Source organism: Streptococcus mitis, from assembly GCF_003943905.1.
In the GTDB taxonomy this organism is placed as follows: domain Bacteria; phylum Bacillota; class Bacilli; order Lactobacillales; family Streptococcaceae; genus Streptococcus; species Streptococcus mitis_BC.
This window is the reverse complement of sequence record NZ_RJNS01000005.1, coordinates 16,638-36,298: the sequence shown is the minus strand read 5'-3', so window position 1 is coordinate 36,298 and position 19,661 is coordinate 16,638. Positions and strand designations below refer to the sequence as shown.

The 19,661-nt window shown below is 42.1% G+C and carries 14 protein-coding genes and 1 pseudogene; 10 read left to right on the top strand and 5 right to left on the bottom strand.

Annotation, left to right across the window (positions count from 1 at the left end; all coding sequences use genetic code 11):
- Window positions 1–226: 226 nt before the first annotated feature.
- The 3 genes and pseudogenes from D8854_RS08280 to D8854_RS08270 all read right to left on the bottom strand — a co-directional run bounded on the left by D8854_RS08280 (window position 227) and on the right by D8854_RS08270 (window position 3,770).
- Window positions 227–1,069 carry a sugar ABC transporter permease gene (locus tag D8854_RS08280; RefSeq protein ID WP_001065641.1) on the bottom strand — a complete coding sequence of 281 codons (843 nt, stop codon included), beginning with the start codon at window positions 1,067–1,069 and terminating at the stop codon, window positions 227–229.
- Between the two features lies 1 nt (window position 1,070).
- Window positions 1,071–2,363 carry a sugar ABC transporter permease gene (locus tag D8854_RS08275; RefSeq protein WP_045618050.1) on the bottom strand — a complete coding sequence of 431 codons (1,293 nt, stop codon included), beginning with the start codon at window positions 2,361–2,363 and terminating at the stop codon, window positions 1,071–1,073.
- A 124-nt stretch (window positions 2,364–2,487) separates the two neighbouring features.
- Window positions 2,488–3,770: pseudogene (locus D8854_RS08270) on the bottom strand (extracellular solute-binding protein).
- A gap of 475 nt (window positions 3,771–4,245) precedes the next feature.
- Here D8854_RS08270 and malQ point away from each other — a divergent pair.
- Window positions 4,246–5,763 carry a 4-alpha-glucanotransferase gene (gene malQ, locus D8854_RS08265; RefSeq protein ID WP_084872111.1) on the top strand — a complete coding sequence of 506 codons (1,518 nt, stop codon included), beginning with the start codon at window positions 4,246–4,248 and terminating at the stop codon, window positions 5,761–5,763.
- A gap of 24 nt (window positions 5,764–5,787) precedes the next feature.
- Window positions 5,788–8,046 carry a glycogen/starch/alpha-glucan family phosphorylase gene (gene glgP, locus D8854_RS08260; RefSeq protein ID WP_125450487.1) on the top strand — a complete coding sequence of 753 codons (2,259 nt, stop codon included), beginning with the start codon at window positions 5,788–5,790 and terminating at the stop codon, window positions 8,044–8,046.
- A gap of 62 nt (window positions 8,047–8,108) precedes the next feature.
- Here glgP and D8854_RS08255 read toward each other — a convergent pair whose 3' ends face one another.
- The gene (locus tag D8854_RS08255) at window positions 8,109–8,957 is read right to left on the bottom strand and encodes a putative RNA methyltransferase (protein ID WP_125450486.1); all 849 of its coding nucleotides are present in this window, start codon (window positions 8,955–8,957) and stop codon (window positions 8,109–8,111) included.
- Between the two features lie 151 nt (window positions 8,958–9,108).
- On the opposite strand from D8854_RS08255, the gene D8854_RS08250 reads away from it, so the two are divergent.
- Both D8854_RS08250 and D8854_RS08245 read left to right on the top strand, forming a co-directional pair.
- Entirely contained in the window at window positions 9,109–9,387 is a 279-nt protein-coding gene (locus tag D8854_RS08250; protein ID WP_000910908.1) for a DUF6110 family protein, read from the top strand.
- Window position 9,388: 1 nt separating this feature from the next.
- Window positions 9,389–11,449, top strand: coding sequence for a heavy metal translocating P-type ATPase (locus D8854_RS08245; protein ID WP_125450485.1), 2,061 nt, complete (start codon window positions 9,389–9,391; stop codon window positions 11,447–11,449).
- 77 nt (window positions 11,450–11,526) lie between these two features.
- Here D8854_RS08245 and tyrS read toward each other — a convergent pair whose 3' ends face one another.
- Window positions 11,527–12,783: a tyrosine--tRNA ligase gene (tyrS, locus tag D8854_RS08240; protein WP_125450484.1), complete on the bottom strand. Its 1,257-nt coding sequence runs from the start codon at window positions 12,781–12,783 to the stop codon at window positions 11,527–11,529.
- A 140-nt stretch (window positions 12,784–12,923) separates the two neighbouring features.
- Between tyrS and pbp1b the strand changes: the two genes are divergently transcribed.
- The 6 genes from pbp1b to D8854_RS08210 all read left to right on the top strand — a co-directional run bounded on the left by pbp1b (window position 12,924) and on the right by D8854_RS08210 (window position 19,568).
- Window positions 12,924–15,386: a penicillin-binding protein PBP1B gene (gene pbp1b / locus D8854_RS08235; RefSeq protein WP_125450483.1), complete on the top strand. Its 2,463-nt coding sequence runs from the start codon at window positions 12,924–12,926 to the stop codon at window positions 15,384–15,386.
- 81 nt (window positions 15,387–15,467) lie between these two features.
- Entirely contained in the window at window positions 15,468–16,376 is a 909-nt protein-coding gene (locus D8854_RS08230) for a DMT family transporter (RefSeq protein WP_084945468.1), read from the top strand.
- Window positions 16,377–16,461: 85 nt separating this feature from the next.
- Entirely contained in the window at window positions 16,462–17,160 is a 699-nt protein-coding gene (gene dapD / locus D8854_RS08225) for a 2,3,4,5-tetrahydropyridine-2,6-dicarboxylate N-acetyltransferase (protein WP_000127460.1), read from the top strand.
- A 62-nt stretch (window positions 17,161–17,222) separates the two neighbouring features.
- On the top strand, window positions 17,223–18,353 hold the full coding sequence (locus D8854_RS08220) for an N-acetyldiaminopimelate deacetylase (protein WP_125450482.1): 1,131 nt from the start codon (window positions 17,223–17,225) through the stop codon (window positions 18,351–18,353).
- A gap of 11 nt (window positions 18,354–18,364) precedes the next feature.
- On the top strand, window positions 18,365–18,904 hold the full coding sequence (locus D8854_RS08215) for a 5-formyltetrahydrofolate cyclo-ligase (protein ID WP_125450481.1): 540 nt from the start codon (window positions 18,365–18,367) through the stop codon (window positions 18,902–18,904).
- Window positions 18,888–19,568, top strand: coding sequence for a rhomboid family intramembrane serine protease (locus D8854_RS08210; protein WP_125450480.1), 681 nt, complete (start codon window positions 18,888–18,890; stop codon window positions 19,566–19,568). The genes D8854_RS08215 and D8854_RS08210 overlap by 17 nt, the downstream gene beginning before the upstream one ends.
- Window positions 19,569–19,661 lie beyond the last annotated feature (93 nt).

Below are 19,661 nucleotides of genomic sequence, written 5' to 3'. Positions count from 1 at the left end.
ATTATTATATAGAGAAATGTGCTTTATTTCAAGTCTAGGAGATAAATTGCTTGTTGCAAGAATATTATTTACAGTAACAATCGCTAATACTCAATGAAAATCAAAGAGCAAACTAGGAAGCCAGCCGCAGGTTGCTCAAAGCACAGCTTTGAGGTTGGAGATAAAGCTGACGTGGTTTGAAGAGATTTTCGAAGAGTATAAAATGAAAAAGGGTGGCGGGGATAAATTATCCCTTGTCGCCACCACTTGTAAGTCCTGAAACAAAGTTCTTTTGTAGGAAGAAGAAGAGAATACAGATTGGAAGGGCGATGAGGATAGCACCTGCTGAGAAGTAGGCAATCTTCATGTTTTTCACATTGCTAACGAAGGTTTGGAGACCAACGGCAACAGTAAAGTATTCTTTCTCGCGAAGTAAGAAACTAGAGAGGATGTAATCCCCGAAAGGTCCCATGAAGGCCCAGAGGGCTTGTACAGCTACCATTGGGCGAACGAGTGGAAGGACAATTTGCCAGAAGCGACGGAAGTGTCCTGCACCATCTAGTTTCGCAGATTCGTCAAGAGACATTGGCACGGTATCAAAGTAACCTTTCATGAGCCAAGCATTCATCGGAATACCTCCACCGACGTAGAGGAAGATGAGGAACCAGCTATGGTTAAGGGCGTTCAACATAAGGGCCATAACGAAGAAGGCAGTCAAGGCGGCCATGGTTGGCACCATTTGGATGATTAAGAAGAAGACCAAACTTTGCTTACGAGCCAAGAAGTTGTAACGGCTGTAAGCATAACCAGCAAGTACGATGATACTTGTTTGAACAACCATGGTAATCAAGGCGATGATTAAGGTATTGAGATACCAAGTACCGTATAAGGTTTCAGTGAAGAGCCCTTTAAAGTTATCAAAATTGAAGTCAATGTTAGTATCTAGTTTAAAGGCTGCGACGTTACCTGCCTTGAAGGCTGACATGATGGTAATCAAAAGTGGATAGATAATCACGATTGATAGGCCAATCAAGTAGAGGTAAGTGAGGGTTTGAGTCAGTCTACGTTTGAGTTTGATTGAGTTATTCATCTTAGACGTCCTCCATATCAAATGCGTGTAGTTTCTTGAATGCGATCATAGAGATAGAGATGACAATGATTGAGATAATCAAGGTAACAGCTGCCGCCATAGAGTATTGAGGAGATGTACCTGTTGTCAAACGGTAAATCCATGAGATCAAGATATCAGTTGAACCGGCTCCGCCTCCGACAGTACCAGGGCCTCCACCATTGAAGAGGTACATGATAGAGAAGTTGTTAAAGTTGAAGGTGTATTGGCTAATCAATGTTGGAGCTGCAACAGCTAAAATCATAGGGAAAGTGATGTTGCGGAATTTTTGCCAAGCATTGGCACCATCGATGTAAGCCGCTTCGTAGAGGTCGTTAGGAATAGACTGTAAGATACCCAAGGTCAAAACGTAGATGTATGGGAATCCTAGCCAACCTTGCATCATAATCAAGGCAATCTTAGTCCAAGTAGGATCTGTTTTCCAAGGGATAAGAGCTCCATCTAGGAAAGGAAGGACCTTAGACAAAAGAGGCAAGACTTGTGTGTTGATAGCACCAACACTATCATTAAACATGTTTGAGAATGTCAAGATAGTGATGAAGGCTGGGACAGCCCAAGGAAGAAGGAAAATAACACCGAAGATACGTTTTCCTTTGATAAATGGTTGATTGGCAACGATTGCTGTAAAGATACCAATGACGATCTGCAAGGTAGAAGCAGCCAAGGCCCAAATAATGGTCCAAGAAAGAACAGAACCAAAGGCAGAACGGAAGGTACTCAAGCTCCAGATATTTGTGAAGTTCGTTAAACCAACCCAGTCCAACAATTTGTTTGGTGGTAGGTGCTGGAAGTCATAGTTGGTAAAGGCAATCATCAAGGTTACGATAACTGGGAAGATAATCGCGAAGGTCATGGCAACGTAAGATGGAATGATCAAGAGGTAAGGGAATCCATTTTCATAAATTCCTTTAATCATGTCCTTGAAGGTACGAGCCACAGGAATACCGTTATTGATACGTTTAGCAGTTGTATGTGCGTCCTTGATATTAAAGATGTAAAAGAGCAAGTAAACGACTACAAAGATTAAATGGAAGGCACCACGAATCAGCATGAAAAGTGAATTATCACGACCGGGCTTTTCACCAAGTGTGATCAGATTGCTTAATTCAGGGCTTGCAAGTGTTAGAAAATACAGAACAAATAAAACGGTAACACCAAGGAAAATAAATCCTTTAGCTTTTTGTTTGTTATAAATTTGTCCTAAACCAGGAATGATTGACAGCAAGGCTGCTTTGCGAGGCTGTTGTTTTTCCATGATTACTCCTTTCATAGGATGCGAGATAAAACTCGGATTCAATCGTAAGATACATGCGTATGATAATAGGCGTATCTATAAATTCAAAGGGGGATTTTGCTTCCACCCCCCTTGAACAAATCAATTATTCACCAAATTTTTGTTTGATTGTGTCCTTAATCAATGTTACAGCATCGTTAGCAGCTGTTTTCGCATCTTTCGTACCACTTACAGCTTCAAAGAGCATTGTTTTAGCTGGGTCCCAAACAGCTGACATTTGAGAGATGTTTGGCATTGGTTGAGCGTTTTTGAACTGTTCAATCACGGCTGTGGTCAACTCATCTTTTTTGCCTTCAGCATAAGTACGAGCTTCAGTATTAGCTGGGATTTCGTTTGTAGTGTCGTAGAAGGCTTTTTGTTGTTCAGTTGATACAAGGAAGTCTACAAATTTTTGAGCGCCTTCAAGGTTCTTAGTGCTTGCTGGGATAACCCAAGCTTTACCACCACCAAATGTTTCATAGTTTTTACTGTTTGGAAGAGTTGGGATAGTCGTAACACCGTAGTTTACTTTAGCATCTTTGAATGCTTGAGCTTTCCAAGGGCCATCGATGATAGCAGCAGTTTTACCTTCTTGGAATTGAGTTTGGATTAAGTTTGGAGCTCCTTCAGTATCTTGCATACCTTTAGGCCATTTTTCGTACCAAGATTTAGCATATTCGATACCTTTGATTGCTCCGTCGTTTGCAAGACCGATGTCTTTAGGATCTTTACCGTTTTGGCCAAATACATAACCGCCATTACCAGCAAGAAGTCCGTATGCGTAGTAGAAGTTTGTCCAGTCAGCTAGGAAGGCAGTAGTTTTGCCATCTTCACCAGCGAAAGCGTATTTGCTGTCTTTAGCAAGGTTTTCCAAATCAGCAAATGTTTTAGGAGCTTCTTTAAGCAAATCTTTGTTATAGTACAAAACGAGTGATTCGATGACAGCTGGAGCACCATAGACTTTACCACCAACCGTTACAAGTGATTTTGTTTTATCGTCTGTCTTTGCACCGTCACTAAGAGTAACTTCTGAAAGTTGTCCATCAGTACCAAGGCTACCTACACGGTCGTATGGAGCCATCATAACATCAGGAGCTTTACCAGATTGGTTGTCAAGTGAAAGGTTATCAAGACCACCCATTTGGTCTCCTGTTTTGATAGTAACTTTTACGCCAGATTCTTTTTCGTAAGCTTTTGCAGCAGATTCAGCGAAGGCTTTATATTGGTCTTCAACGTAGAAAGTGATTTCTTTCGCTTCTGAAGAGCTAGTATCAGCTGCTTTGTCAGCAGATTTGCTTCCGCAAGCTACCAAGAGCAAGCTACCAAGAGCAAGCTAGCTAGAGTAGCAGTTCCGAGCACAGCAGCGCTCTTCATGAATTTAGATGACATAGTGTATTCCTCCTAAAGAATAACAGTTATAATTTATTCGGGAAACGCAAACGTTTTCCTTTATGAGCTTAGTATAGCACAAATAGAAAACGGTTGCAAGGTTTTTTTGAAAAAATTTTAAAAAATTTTTAAGGTTTGGAAGTGGATATGATTACCTTTAATAGGAAGAAAATATCCTAAACGCTGATTTTCTTATTTTGTGAAAACCAAGGGAAACGATTGCGTTAATTTAGCCCAATTTTCAGAAAATATAGCAGACGTTCGGAATGAATTATCTTAAATCAGAAAATCTTTAAAAATTTTTTCGCTTATTTCGTAAAATATCAGTGGGAATAAGTTTTAGTTAGATAAAAATAATTCAAAAAAATTTTTAAAAACGCTTGCATTTGTCTTTGAAATACGCTATACTTAATTCAACGCAAACGTTTGCGCCTTGATTGCGCAACGTTTTATAACAAACACATGAGGTGCTATTATGAAAAAACGTCAAAGTGGTGTGTTAATGCACATCTCTTCTCTACCAGGAGCATACGGGATTGGATCATTTGGTCAGACTGCCTATGATTTCGTTGATTTCTTGGTTCGTACGAAGCAACGTTACTGGCAAATCCTCCCTCTTGGGACAACAAGCTATGGAGATTCTCCATATCAATCATTCTCAGCCTTTGCTGGAAATACGCATTTTATCGACCTTGATATCTTGGTAGAGCAAGGCTTGCTCGAAGCTAGTGACCTTGAAGGTGTTGACTTTGGTAGTGATGCATCTGAAGTTGACTATGCGAAGATTTATTACGCACGTCGTCCGCTTTTAGAAAAAGCAGTTAAACGCTTCTTGGAAGTGGGTGATGTCAAAGATTTTGAGAAGTTTGCTCAAGATAACCAATCATGGCTCGAACTCTTCGCAGAGTATATGGCGATCAAAGAGCATTTTGACAATCTTGCTTGGACAGAATGGCCAGATGCAGATGCTCGTGCGCGTAAAGCTTCAGCACTTGAAAGCTACCGTGAGAAATTGGCAGACAAGTTGGTTTACCACCGTGTGACTCAATATTTCTTCTTCCAACAATGGTTGAAATTGAAAGCTTACGCTAACGATAACCACATCGAAATCGTCGGGGACATGCCTATCTACGTAGCGGAAGATTCAAGCGACATGTGGGCAAATCCACATCTCTTCAAGACAGATGCCACTGGTAAAGCAACCTGTATCGCAGGATGTCCGCCGGATGAGTTTTCTGCAACTGGTCAACTTTGGGGGAACCCAATCTATGACTGGGAAGCAATGGATAAAGACGGTTACAAATGGTGGGTTGAACGCTTGCGTGAAAGCTTCAAAATCTACGATATTGTTCGTATCGACCATTTCCGTGGCTTTGAATCTTACTGGGAAATCCCTGCTGGTTCCGATACAGCGGCCCCTGGTAAATGGGTGAAAGGTCCTGGCTACAAACTCTTTGCAGCTGTTAAGGAAGAGCTTGGTGAGCTAAACATCATCGCAGAAGACCTTGGTTTCATGACAGATGAAGTCATCGAGTTGCGTGAACGCACTGGCTTCCCAGGAATGAAGATTCTTCAATTCGCCTTCAATCCAGAAGACGAAAGTATCGATAGCCCACACTTGGCGCCAGCTAATTCTGTTATGTACACAGGAACACACGATAACAATACAGTCCTTGGTTGGTACCGTAATGAGATCGACGATCCAACTCGTGAATACATGGCTCGTTACACAAACCGTAAAGAGTATGAAACAGTGCCACACGCAATGCTTCGCACAGTCTTTTCATCTGTTAGCTTCATGGCTATTGCCACTATGCAAGACTTGCTAGAACTAGATGAGTCAGCTCGTATGAACTTCCCATCTACTCTTGGTGGAAACTGGTCATGGCGTATGACAGCAGACCAACTCACACCAGCGGTTGAAGAAACTTTGCTTGACTTGACTACAATTTATCGCCGAATCAATGAAAATTTGGTAGAATTAAAGAAATAAGACAATATCAGGAGACACATAAACATGTTACCATTAAACGAATTTGTACAAAAGCGTTACAATAAAACCATTGCAGAATGTAGCAATGAAGAGCTTTATCTTGCTCTTCTCAACTACAGCAAGCTTGCTAGCAGCCAAAAACCAGTCAACACTGGTAAGAAAAAAGTTTACTACATCTCAGCTGAGTTCTTGATCGGTAAACTCTTGTCAAACAATTTGATCAACCTTGGTCTTTACGATGATGTGAAAAAAGAACTTGCAGCTGCAGGTAAAGAGTTGATCGAAATTGAAGAAGTAGAATTGGAACCATCACTTGGCAACGGTGGTTTGGGACGTTTGGCAGCCTGCTTTATCGACTCAATCGCTACACTTGGTTTGAATGGTGACGGTGTTGGATTGAACTACCACTTCGGTCTTTTCCAACAAGTTCTTAAAAACAACCAACAAGAAACGATTCCTAACGCTTGGTTGACAGAGCAAAACTGGTTGGTTCGCTCAAGCCGTAGCTACCAAGTGCCATTTGCACACTTCACATTGACATCTACTCTTTATGATATCGATGTACCTGGTTACAAGACAGCTACTAAAAACCGCTTGCGTTTGTTTGACTTGGATTCAGTTGATTCTTCTATCATCGAAGATGGTATCAACTTTGACAAGACAGATATCGCTCGCAACTTGACTCTCTTCCTTTACCCAGACGACAGCGACAAGCAAGGTGAATTGCTCCGTATCTTCCAACAATACTTCATGGTTTCAAACGGTGCACAATTAATCATCGACGAAGCAATCGAAAAAGGAAGCAACTTGCATGACCTTGCGGACTACGCAGTTGTACAAATCAACGATACTCACCCATCAATGGTGATCCCTGAATTGATCCGTCTCTTGACTGCGCGTGGTATCGAACTTGATGAAGCAATCTCAATCGTACGTAGCATGACTGCCTACACTAACCACACAATCCTTGCTGAAGCCCTTGAAAAATGGCCTCTTGAATTCTTGGAAGAAGTGGTTCCTCACTTGGTACCAATCATTAAAGAATTGGACCGCCGTGTGAAAGCAGAATACAAAGATCCAGCTGTTCAAATCATCGATGAGAGCGAACGTGTCCACATGGCTCACATGGATATCCACTATGGATACAGCGTAAACGGGGTTGCGGCTCTCCACACTGAGATTTTGAAAAACTCAGAGTTGAAAGCTTTCTACGACATCTACCCAGAAAAATTCAACAACAAAACAAACGGTATCACTTTCCGTCGTTGGCTCATGCATGCTAACCCAAGCTTGTCTCACTACTTGGATGAGATCATTGGTCGTGGTTGGCACCATGAAGCGGATGAGCTTGAAAAACTTTTGTCATACGAAGACAAGGCTGCTGTCAAAGAAAAATTGGAAAGCATCAAGGCTCACAACAAACGTAAATTGGCTCGTCACTTGAAAGAACACCAAGGTGTGGAGATCAATACAAACTCTATCTTTGATATCCAGATCAAACGTCTTCACGAGTACAAACGCCAACAAATGAACGCTTTGTATGTGATCCACAAATACCTTGATATCAAGGCTGGTAACATCCCTGCTCGTCCAATCACAGTATTCTTCGGTGGTAAAGCAGCTCCTGCCTACACAATTGCCCAAGATATCATCCACTTGATTCTTTGCTTGTCAGAAGTGATTGCTAACGACCCAGAAGTAGCTCCACACTTGCAAGTCGTAATGGTTGAAAACTACAACGTTACTGCAGCAAGCTTCCTCATCCCAGCATGTGATATCTCAGAACAAATCTCACTTGCTTCTAAAGAAGCTTCAGGTACTGGTAACATGAAATTCATGTTGAACGGAGCTTTGACTCTTGGTACTATGGACGGAGCTAACGTGGAAATTGCTGAATTGGTTGGCGACGAAAACATCTACATCTTTGGTGAAGATTCAGAAACTGTTATCGACCTTTACGCAAAAGCAGCTTACAAGTCAAGCGAATTCTATGCCCGTGAAGCTATCAAACCATTGGTTGACTTCATCGTGAGCGATGCTGTTCTTGCAGTAGGTAAGAAAGAACGCTTGGAACGTCTTTACAACGAATTGATCAACAAAGACTGGTTCATGACTCTCCTTGACTTGGAAGACTACATCAAGGTGAAAGAGCAAATGCTTGCTGACTACGAAGACCGTGACGCATGGTTGGATAAAGTTATCGTCAACATTGCTAAAGCAGGTTTCTTCTCATCTGACCGTACAATCGCTCAGTACAACGAAGATATCTGGCACTTGAACTAATAATTACATAATTTAAACCCGTACCTTGAAGGTGCGGGTTTTGTCTTATCTGAAAAATTTTTTTACAGTGCTTTCCCAACCAAAATCTCTGCCTCAATGGTAATCTCAGTCAACTGACTCCAGTCAATATTGGTTTGATCAACGTGAAAGAGGAGAGGCGTCATAGCAAGCAAAGCTTGGCGTTGCTCTGCTGTGATAGGTTTTGTTAAGGAAGCAATCTGACGAGATTGGATGCTGAAGTGTTCCTGGAAATGTTCTTTGATATCTTGGTTGGAATAATCCTTCTTTGTCAGCTGGTCCTGCACCATTTGACGGATTTCTTTGAGGTGATTTTCAGTTGGGATGACCTTGATTAAAATACCGTCTTTGGATAAAACGCGACGGAATTCTCCATAGTTGGCAGGCGAGAAGATATCAAGCAAGATATCCATACTGGCATCTTCTATAGGAAGTCGGGCCAAGTCTCCAACGAACCAATTGACTGCCCAGTTGGGTTCGCTTTTGGTAGCGATTTGAACGGAATCTTTGGAAATATCAAAGGCGTAAAAGGTTTTGTCAGAGTGACTTTCTTGGAGCTTGCGAGAGTAGAATCCTTCGCCACAGCCGATATCCAAGACTGTTTTTGCGGATGGATTAGTTGCTAGTAAGTCCGAGATACCTTCTAAAATAGCCTGATAAAAACCAGCTTCAAGAATTTGCTGGCGATTTTGAAAGTTTTCTTTGTCGTAGTTGGCAGATTGCTTGATCTGAGGAGCCAAGTTGACATAGCCGAATTTTGCCAGGTCAAAAGAATGGCGGTTGCTACACTTGAGACTGCTCTCTACCAAGGTCAGATTTTCTTGACAGATAGGACAGGCAAAGGCAGTCGCAGAAGCAAAACGCTGGAGTTTGGGTTTGAGGTTTGTATTCATAGTTTAAGTGTATCAAAAGAGACAAGTGAAAGCAACTTCAGGAGTAAGTAGATGGGAGATTCAGTAGAAATAAAACTAATTCTTCAATTTATAAAATGAAATTGCTTTTATATCTAAATTGCTATATAATAATGATAAGGAGGAAATAAGTATGTTAAAAGAAGTACTAACCGTTGCAAAAGTTGCGAAAAAATCTTCATTATTTTTGGGTGGTGTCGCATTTGGTACCCTTGGTTTGAAAATCTTAGCAAGTAAGGAAGCTAAAAAAGGTTATTCTAAAGCTTTGGCTAAGGCTTACAAGTTTAAAGATGAGCTAGATGCATCTGTTTCTGTTGTGAAGCAACATGGAGACGATGTTTTGCAAGATGCTAAATATTTGTATGAGCAAGAGAAAAAAGAAGAGCAATTAGATAGCCTTATAGGAGAATAATATGTCTTTTAAAGTGCTATATAGAGGATATCAACATATCCGACTATCATCTTCTTTTTCACTCACCTTAGATATTCAAGACTATCTTCGTTCCTTGGCGAGAGATGAGAAGGGAATTGAGTCTATCCAGTTTTACATGGATCAACAGCACTTTACCCTACGTATAAAAGAAGGCTTCTCTGTATTAGACAATGCAGAAGCCTTTTTAAAAAGAATTGATAAAGGGAAAGTTTCTGAGTTGATGACTCTTCCTGTTCGTAGAGAAGAGAGTGCCTATTCTATCGTTTCAGGTGCAGCGATTAAGCGTGTGCTTTTTCGTAGTCTTGTGCCGTCTCCTATTCGCTATATATGGACTTGTTATCAGGCTTTTGGCTATGTTAAAGAAGCCTATCAAACACTAGCGCGTAAGGAACTAACGATGGAGGTCTTGGACTGTTCGGCGATTTTATTGTCTTTGTTTATGAACCAATCTAAGACTGCCAGCAACATCATGTTTATGCTTGATTTGGGGAATCATTTAGATCAGTGGTCCTTGAAAAAAACTGCAACAGATTTAGAACAAAGCCTTCTTGCAAAAGAAAGCGATGTATTCCTAGTACAGGGCGATACGGTTGTTAGTATCAAGAGTTCCGATGTTCAAATAGGAGATGTTTTGGTCTTATCTCAAGGAAATGAAATTCTGTTTGATGGACAAGTAGTTTCAGGTTTAGGTATGGTCAACGAAAGTTCCTTGACGGGAGAGAGTTTTCCAGTTGAAAAAAGAGAGTCTGATTTGGTTTGTGCAAATACAGTATTAGAAACTGGAGAGTTACGCATTCGTGTAACCGATAATCAGATGAACAGCCGGGTTTTACAACTGATTGAGTTGATGAAGAAATCTGAAGAAAACAAGAAAACGAAACAACGCTATTTCATCAAAATGGCGGACAAGGTCGTCAAATATAATTTCTTGGGGGCTGGACTGACTTACCTATTGACAGGTTCTTTTTCTAAGGCTATTTCTTTCCTATTGGTCGATTTCTCCTGCGCTTTGAAAATCTCTACTCCTGTAGCTTATTTGACAGCTATCAAGGAGGGGTTGAACCGTGAAATGGTGATTAAGGATGGAGATGTTTTGGAGAAATATCTGGAAGTTGATACTTTCTTGTTTGATAAGACGGGAACAATCACAACTAGCTATCCGATAGTTGAAAAGGTGTTACCTTTTGGAGACTATAGTGAGGAAGATATTCTCAGAATCAGTGCCTGTCTTGAGGAACACATTTATCATCCTATTGCTAATGCCATCGTCAAGCAAGCTGAGATAGAGGGGATTGAACATGAGGAAATGCATGGGAAACTCCAATATATCGCAAGCAAGGGGATCAAATCTCATATAGATGGCCAACCAGTTCTTATTGGGAATTATGTCTTGATGCAGGATGAGCAGATTCATATCAGTTCAGAACAAAATGCTTTAATTGAAGAGTACAAGAGTCACTACAATCTCTTATTCTTGGCTTATCAGAATGAATTGATTGGAATGTTCTGCATTCATACTCCTTTGAGAAAAGAAGCAAAAACAGCCTTGGATAAACTTAAGGCACAGGGGAAAAAATTGATTCTGGCAACAGGGGACACCTTGGTTAGGACAGAGGAATTAGTCAAAGATTTGCCCTTTGATCAGGTATATACAGACTTGAAACCTGATGGGAAATTTGAGTTAGTAGAGGAACTGCAGAAAGCAGGTCACACTATTTTGATGGTTGGAGATGGATTGAATGACTCAGCGGCTCTAACCCTATCAGATATCGGTGTGGTGATGAATGAGAGTGCAGATATTTCTAAGCAGATGAGTGATATCTTATTGTTAGATAATCGTTTGGATTTCTTCCAAGAGTTGGATTCGCTATCATCATCTTTGCAAACACTCATTAAGAAGAATATTCAAGATACCGTTGTCGTAAATAGTAGTTTGATTGGCTTTGGCTTGTTTAACTGGCTCAGTCCTTCAAATCTCTCTATCTTACATAATCTAACAACCTTACGCATTGTACTGCGTAGCCTGTCTATTAAGGGATAGGTGGGGACTATTCACAGCAAAAAGGAGTTACCTTTCTCGAGGTTAACTCCTTTGTTTATAGGTAAATATTGAACAATTTAGTAAGTCAATACAAAGTATTTTTTCTTCCCACGACGGATAACAGTCAGTTCGTTTTCGAGCTTGTCTGCGTCGCTTAAGACATAGTCAAGGTCTTGGATGCGGTCGCCGTTGACGTAGATGGCTCCATTTTGAACATCTTCACGGGCTTGGCGTTTTGAGTTGACTACACCAGAAGATACGAGGATTTCTACGATATTGTGGTTTTCATCTGCTTGGACTTGGTAGTTTGGTACTCCACGAAGTCCTTGTTTGAGTTCTTTGACAGAAAGGTTTTTGATGTTTCCTGCAAAGAGTTGCTCAGTGATGTTAAGGGCTTCTTTGTAAGCTTCTTCTCCGTGAACAAGAGTCACGACTTCACGAGCGAGGACTTTTTGAGCCAAGCGTTCGTGTGGAGCTGCTTCAAATTGTTTGCGGATGTCTTCAATCTCATCAAGTGATAAGAAAGTAAAGATTTTCAAGAAGCGAACAGCGTCAGCGTCCATGACGTTCATCCAGAATTGGTACATTTCGTATGGAGAAGTCTTTTCAGGATTGAGCCAGACTGCGTTTCCTTCTGATTTACCAAATTTCTTACCAGTCGCATCAGTGATAAGGGGAACGGTGATAACGTGACCAGTCTTGTCAGCCTTACGACGAAGTAACTCTGTACCAGCAGTCATATTTCCCCATTGGTCAGAGCCACCGATCTGTAGGGTGACGTTGTGGTCTTGGTTAAGGACAAAGAAGTCGTACCCTTGCATGATTTGGTAGGCAAACTCTGTGTAAGAAATCCCTGTTTCGATCCGTTTTTTAACAGACTCTTTACTCATCATGTAGTTGACAGTGAAGTATTTTCCTACATCACGGAGGAAGTCAATGAAGCTGATGCTGCCAAACCAGTCGTAGTTGTTGACCATGACAGCTTTATTTTCCCCATTTTCAAAGTCAAGAAAACGAGACAGTTGTCCTTGGATAGACTTGACCCAGCCATCTACCGTGTCTTTTGTTTGGAGACTACGCTCAGCATCTTTGAAGGACGGATCTCCAATGAGACCTGTAGCACCGCCAACGAGCGCATAAGGTTTGTGACCTGCTAGTTGCAAACGACGACTTGTCAAGATTGCGACAAGGTGACCGAGGTGAAGGCTGTCAGCAGTTGGATCGTAGCCAGTATAATAAGAGACTTGACCTTCTTCTAGGGCTTTACGCAAAGCTTCTTCATCAGTCGTTTGAAAAATCAAACCACGCTCTTTTAGCTCATCAAAAATGTGCATGTGTCTTTTCTCCTTTTTAAAATATTGTTTCTACCTATTGTATCACAAACTCGGACAATAGCCTAGTAGAATAGGGAAGAAAGTGGCTATTTTATTGAAAGTTTCCCTTTTATGGTATAATAAAGGAAGTGAGGACATTCATGAAAAAAAGAATTGATGAATTAAAAACAAAAATGCTGCATTTTTTCCAGCAACTATCTGCCATATGGAAGAAAAAACAAGCAAGTAAAAAGATTGATAAGAAAGTGGCTTCTTCTGACAAAGTCAGAAGGGTTGGGTCTATTTTGGCTAAGATTTTGAGTGCTTTTAAAGTGACCTTCAACACTCTCTTTATCCTAGGCTTTATCGGAAGTCTTCTTGGTGCTGGTGTGGCTATGGGTTATGGAGTCGCTCTATTTGACAAGGCTCAGGTTCCTCAAGCAGGGGAGTTGGTTAAACAAGTAAAGGATATTGCCTCCATCTCAGAAATCACCTATTCTGACGGGACTACCATCGCTTCGATCGAGGGCGATTTGTTGCGCACTTCAGTTGCTTCGGATGCTATATCAGATAATCTTAAGAAAGCCATTATTGCGACAGAGGACGAGCATTTCAATGAGCACAAGGGAGTTGTGCCTAAGGCCGTTATTCGTGCGACCTTGGGAACCTTTGTCGGTCTAGGGTCGTCCAGCGGTGGCTCAACTTTGACACAACAGGTCATCAAACAGCAGGTGGTTGGAGATGCTCCGACCTTGGCTCGTAAGGCGACAGAAATCATAGATGCTCTTGCCTTGGAGCGCGTCATGAGCAAGGACGAAATTCTGACAACCTATCTGAATATTGCTCCTTTTGGTCGCAATCATAAAGGTCAAAATATTGCAGGTGCCCAGCAAGCTGCAGAAGGAATTTTCGGTGTTAATGCTTCAGATTTGACGATACCTCAAGCTGCCTTTATCGCAGGCTTGCCACAGAGTCCGATTAGTTATTCCCCTTATGAATCTGATGGTAGTATGAAGAGTGATGAGGATATGGCTTTGGGAATCAAGCGTGCCAAGGACGTCCTCTATAATATGTACCGGACAGGTGCTCTGAGCCAAGAAGATTACGACAAGTACAAGGATTATGACTTTAAGCAAGACTTTCTACCATCAGGTAGTGTCAACGGAAGCTCACGCGACTATCTTTACTTTGCAACCTTGGCAGAAGCTACCGATCGGATGTATGATTATCTAGTTGAGAGAGATCATGTCTCTGCTCAAGAGTTAAAGAATGAGTCCATCCAGAAGGCTTATCATGACCTAGCAACCAAGGAAATTGAGAATGGTGGGTATAAGATTACGACAACTATTAATAAAAATGTTCATGCTGCGATGCAAAATGCGGTTGCGACCTACGGATATCTGCTGGATGATTCGACAGGCCAGCCTGAAGTAGGGAATGTCCTCATGGACAACCAAACGGGAGCCATTCTTGGCTTTGTTGGTGGTCGTAATTATCAAGAAAATCAGAACAATCACGCTATTGACACTAAGCGTTCTCCAGCTTCAACCACTAAGCCTATACTGGCCTATGGTATCGCGATTGACCAAGGTTTGATGGGAAGTGCAAGTATCTTGTCTAACTATCCGACAAACTTTTCAAACGGCAATCCTATCATGTATGTCAATAGTCCTGGTACAGGGATGATGACCTTGGGAGAAGCCCTTAACTACTCATGGAATATCCCGGCCTACTGGACTTATCGTACGCTTCGAGAGAAGGGTGTCGATGTCAAAGGCTATATGGAAAAAATGGGTTATGAAATCCCAGAATATGGTATTGAAAGTCTGCCGATGGGTGGGGGGATTGATGTTACAGTCGCCCAGCATACCAATGGTTATCAGACCTTGGCTAATAATGGGGTCTACCACAAGAAACATATGATTGCCAAGATCGAATCGACGACGGGACAAGTGATTTATGAGCATAAAAGTCAACCTGTCCAAGTTTATTCAAAAGCGACAGCGACCATCATGCAAAGTCTACTTCGTGATGTCATTTCATCTCGAGTTACGTCAAGCTTTCAGACTGATTTGGCTTCTATCAATCCAAGCCTAGCTCGCGCCGACTGGATTGGAAAGACTGGTACGACCAATGAAGATGAAAATATGTGGCTTATGCTTTCTACGCCACGCTTGACTTTGGGTGGCTGGTTAGGTCACGACGACAACCGACCACTAGCCAAAGGAGCAGGTCACTACCGCAACGCCAATTATATGGCTCACTTGGTCAATGCCATTCAACAAGCTGAACCTGGCATATGGGGAAATGAGCGCTTTAGTCTAGATCCAAGCGTGACCAAGTCTCAAGTCCTCAAATCGACAGGAGAGAAACCTGGCAAGGTCACAATCAATGGCAAAGAAGTCACCGTTTCAGGTTCTACAGTAACGAGCTATTGGGCTACTAAAGAAGGGGCGCCAGTAACTACTTACCGCTTTGCCATCGGAGGGAGCGATGCCGATTATCAAAATGCTTGGAAGAGCATTTTAGGAAGTTTACCCACTCTTCCTACCCCAACTCTCCCAAGCTCAAGTAGCAGTTCGGGAACAAGCTCATCAACTCGCTCAAATCAATCAAATCGATAGAATAAAAAAGTAGCATGATTCATTCAATAATATTTTTTCATGCTACTTTTTTCTTTTTTCATTTCGTGTTACAATAGGAGAATGAATAAGTATCAAAAGAAGATTTTTAAGGGAACTCTATATTCACTGTTGTCAGGTCTGATTTGGGGAATTTGTGGTATTTTAGGAGAATATTTTTTCGCCCATTATCAGGTGTCGTCTGGCTGGATCACTTCCATGCGCTTACTAGTAGCAGGGAGTTTGGTTTTAGTTTTATCAGCCTTTCAGTTACGCACCCGGTTATTGGATATCTGGCGGGATAAGAAAAATTATCTGCCTTTTTTAGCTTATGCTATTCTAGGTATTTTTTCTGTGCAGTTTTTCTTTTACCTCTGTGTTGAATATTCCAATGCGACGACAGCAACGATTTTGCAATTTATCAGTCCAGTTTTTATCTTGTTTTATAATCGTATCGTCTATCAAAAGAAGGCTTCTATCACAGCCATTCTCTATGTTTTGATTGCCATGTTAGGTGTTTTTTTGATGGCCACAAAAGGAGATTTGTCCCAGTTGTCCATGACTCCCTTAGCTTTGGTCACTGGACTCCTCAGTGCTGTAGGTGTTATGTTCAACGTTATCCTGCCTCAGCGTTTTGCACGTGACTATGGTTTTGTGCCAACCGTTGGTTGGGGGATGTTGCTAGCAGGTGTTTTTAGCAATTTTCTTTATCCTATTCATCAGATTACCTTCCAACTTGATGTGACGAGCCTTTTGATTTGTTTTACTATTGCTGTGTTTGGAACGGCTTTCGCTTTTTTCCTTTCGATGAAGGCTGTGCTGCTCGTCTCACCGTTAGTTGTGTCAGTTGTGAGTGCCAGTGAACCTTTATCTTCCGCATTGTTAAGTGTGCTATTTCTAGGTATGGTTTTGGATGGTTTTCTAGCTTTGGCTATGATTTTGATTATCGTCCCAATGGTTTTCTTGTCAATCGAGGAAACGAAGGAAAGGTAAAATGTTCTGTTCGAGTGCTTAAGGCTTCAAATTTGAAGCCTTTTTTGGTAGAATAGGTATCATTATAAGGAACCAGGAGGCGCCTATGACTGCCACAAAAATGAATGCTCAAGAAATTATCCAATTTATCGCCAATGCTGAAAAGAAAACCAGTGTTAAAGTAACCTTTGAGGGACAACTCGCAACTGCTGTACCTAGCTCTGTTGTCAAACTAGGGAATGTTCTATTTGGAGACTGGAAGGACGTCGCTCCGCTTCTCGATGGTTTAGTAGAAAATCAAGACTATGTTGTTGAGCAAGATGCTCGTAATTCGGCAGTTCCCTTGCTAGATAAACGTGCTATCAACGCTCGTATCGAGCCAGGTGCTATTATCCGTGACCAGGTGGAAATTGGTGACAATGCTGTTATCATGATGGGGGCTGTTATTAATATCGGTGCTGAAATCGGTGCTGGAACCATGATTGACATGGGTGCCATCCTTGGTGGCCGCGCCATCGTTGGGAAAAACAGCCACGTTGGTGCAGGTGCAGTTTTGGCAGGTGTGATTGAGCCAGCTAGCGCTGAACCAGTCCGTGTCGGAGACAATGTTCTTATCGGGGCTAATGCAGTGGTTATCGAAGGAGTCCAAATCGGTAGTGGTTCAGTTGTCGCTGCAGGAGCTATTGTTACCCAAGATGTTCCAGAAAACGTTGTAGTAGCAGGTGTTCCAGCTCGTATCATCAAAGAAATTGATGCCCAAACCCAACAAAAAACAGCGCTAGAAGATGCGCTTCGTACCTTGTAAAAATAAAAAAGAGGCAGATACTTCTTCTAGCCTCTTTCTTCTATCAAAAGGAGGAACGATAGATGTTAGATTTGATTCAGACTAGACGAGATTTACACCAGATTCCAGAGATTGGCTTGGAGGAATTCAAGACTCAGGCTTATTTGCTGGACGTGATTGAAAAATTGACTACGGGTAAGGAATTTGTTCAAATTCGTACTTGGCGAACAGGGATTTTGGTCTACCTGCAGGGAAGTCGGCCGGAGCGAACCATTGGTTGGCGAACAGACATTGATGGTCTGCCTATTGTCGAACAAACAGGTCTACCTTTTGCTTCTCAACACCAAGGTCGCATGCATGCTTGTGGGCATGACTTTCATATGACTATTACCTTGGGCTGTCTAGAACGCGCCCTTGAGGAGCAACCCAAGAATAATCTGCTCTTCCTATTTCAGCCTGCTGAAGAAAATGAAGCCGGTGGTATGCTCATGTATGAGGATGGTGCTTTTGGGGACTGGTTGCCAGACCAATTTTATGGTCTCCATGTTCGTCCGGATCTAAAGGTTGGACAGATTGCGACCAATACACACACTCTCTTTGCAGGGACCTGTGAGGTGAAGATTCGTTTCAAAGGAAAAGGAGGACACGCAGCCTTTCCGCATGAAGCCAATGACGCCTTGGTGGCTGCTAGTTACTTTGTGACCCAGGTGCAGTCAGTTGTCAGCCGCAATGTTAATCCAATCGAAGGAGCAGTGGTGACCTTTGGCCTTTTCCAAGCTGGAACAACCAACAATGTCATTACAGACACAGCTTTTTTACATGGAACCATTCGCGCCTTGACTCAGGATATGAGCCTCTTGGTGCAAAAGAGAGTCAAGACAGTTGCAGAAGGAGTTGCGGCAGCCTTTGATATGGAGGTCGAAGTGGAACTCAAACAAGGGGGCTACCTGCCTGTTGAGAACAATCCAGCCTTGGCGCGTGAACTGATGGACTTTTTTGAAGAGAAAGAGGGAATTGAGTTGATTGATATCGAGCCAGCTATGACTGGTGAGGACTTTGGTTATCTCCTTTCGAAGGTTGATGGCGTCATGTTCTGGCTGGGTATCGATAGTCCCTACGCCCTTCATCACCCTCAGATGAGCCCTAAGGAAGAAGTCTTAGCCATTGGGGTAGATGCGGTCTCTAGCTTTCTTCAAAAGAAGGCGGCAGAGTAGAGGAATTGTCTATGAAAGCAGAACTACGTAAGAAAATTTTGCAAGAAATGAAGGCTCTATCTCAGGAACAAAAACAGGCTATGGACCAAGTTTTAACTGAGCGTTTCTTACATCACCCCTTTTACCAAGAAGCTAAGGTCATCGCAACTTACCTCTCTTTTCCGCATGAGTTTCAAACGCAGGGACTGATTGACCAGGCGCTGAAGGACGGCAAAAAAGTTTTGATACCCAAGACCTATCCCAAGGGGCGTATGGACTTTGTGGTCTACGATCCGCAGCAGTTGGCAAAAACTTCCTTTGGTTTATTGGAGCCGCAAGGGGACTTGGAAGTGGTGGATCCGTCTCAGATTGATTTAATTCATGTTCCGGGCTTGGCTTTTACAAGAGAGGGGTATCGGATTGGATATGGCGGAGGCTATTACGACCGCTATTTGGAGAATTTTGCTGGTCAGACCATGAGTACAATCTATCCTTGTCAAATTCAGGATTTCAACTCGGAAGACCATGATATTGCCGTTCAGGAGGTGCTAATCTATGAAGGAAATCTTTGATAAACGCTACTCTGTGACTAGTTTTTTTCTCCTAGTGACTGGCTTTGTATTTCTACTGATGCTGATTACTACGGGTATCAACTTTGATCAAGTCAAAACTCTGTTTCAGTTTGGAGCTATGTATGGACCGATCATTCGCCTGTTCCCAGAGCAGTTCTGGCGCCTTTTTTCGGCTATATTTGTGCATATCGGTTGGGAACATTTCATTGTCAATATGATTTCACTCTACTTTCTTGGACAACAGGTGGAGGAGATTTTCGGCTCTAAGCAGTTTTTCCTTCTTTATCTCTTATCAGGAATGATGGGCAATCTCTTTGTTTTTGCTTTCACACCAAAAGTCCTAGCAGCAGGAGCGTCCACTTCACTCTACGGATTATTTGCTGCGATTATCGTCTTGCGCTATGCGACTCGCAACCCCTATATCCAGCAGTTGGGGCAATCCTATCTGACGCTTTTCGTGATAAATATCATTGGAAGTGTTCTGATTCCAGGAATCAGCCTAGCTGGGCATATTGGTGGCGCAGTAGGCGGTGCCTTTCTAGCAGTCATCTTTCCAGTTAAATGGGAAAAAAGGATGTTTAGTACCAGCCAGCGAATCGGAGCAACCGTACTTTTTACCGCACTAGCCGTTTTCCTTTTCTACAAAGGGATGAGTTATGTGTAGGGGGATAGTTAAAAAGCTACTCAAAAAATGAGTAGCTTTTTATGTGAATTTGAACCATTCGAAACAACACAGCGAGTAAAAATAAGGCTTTGT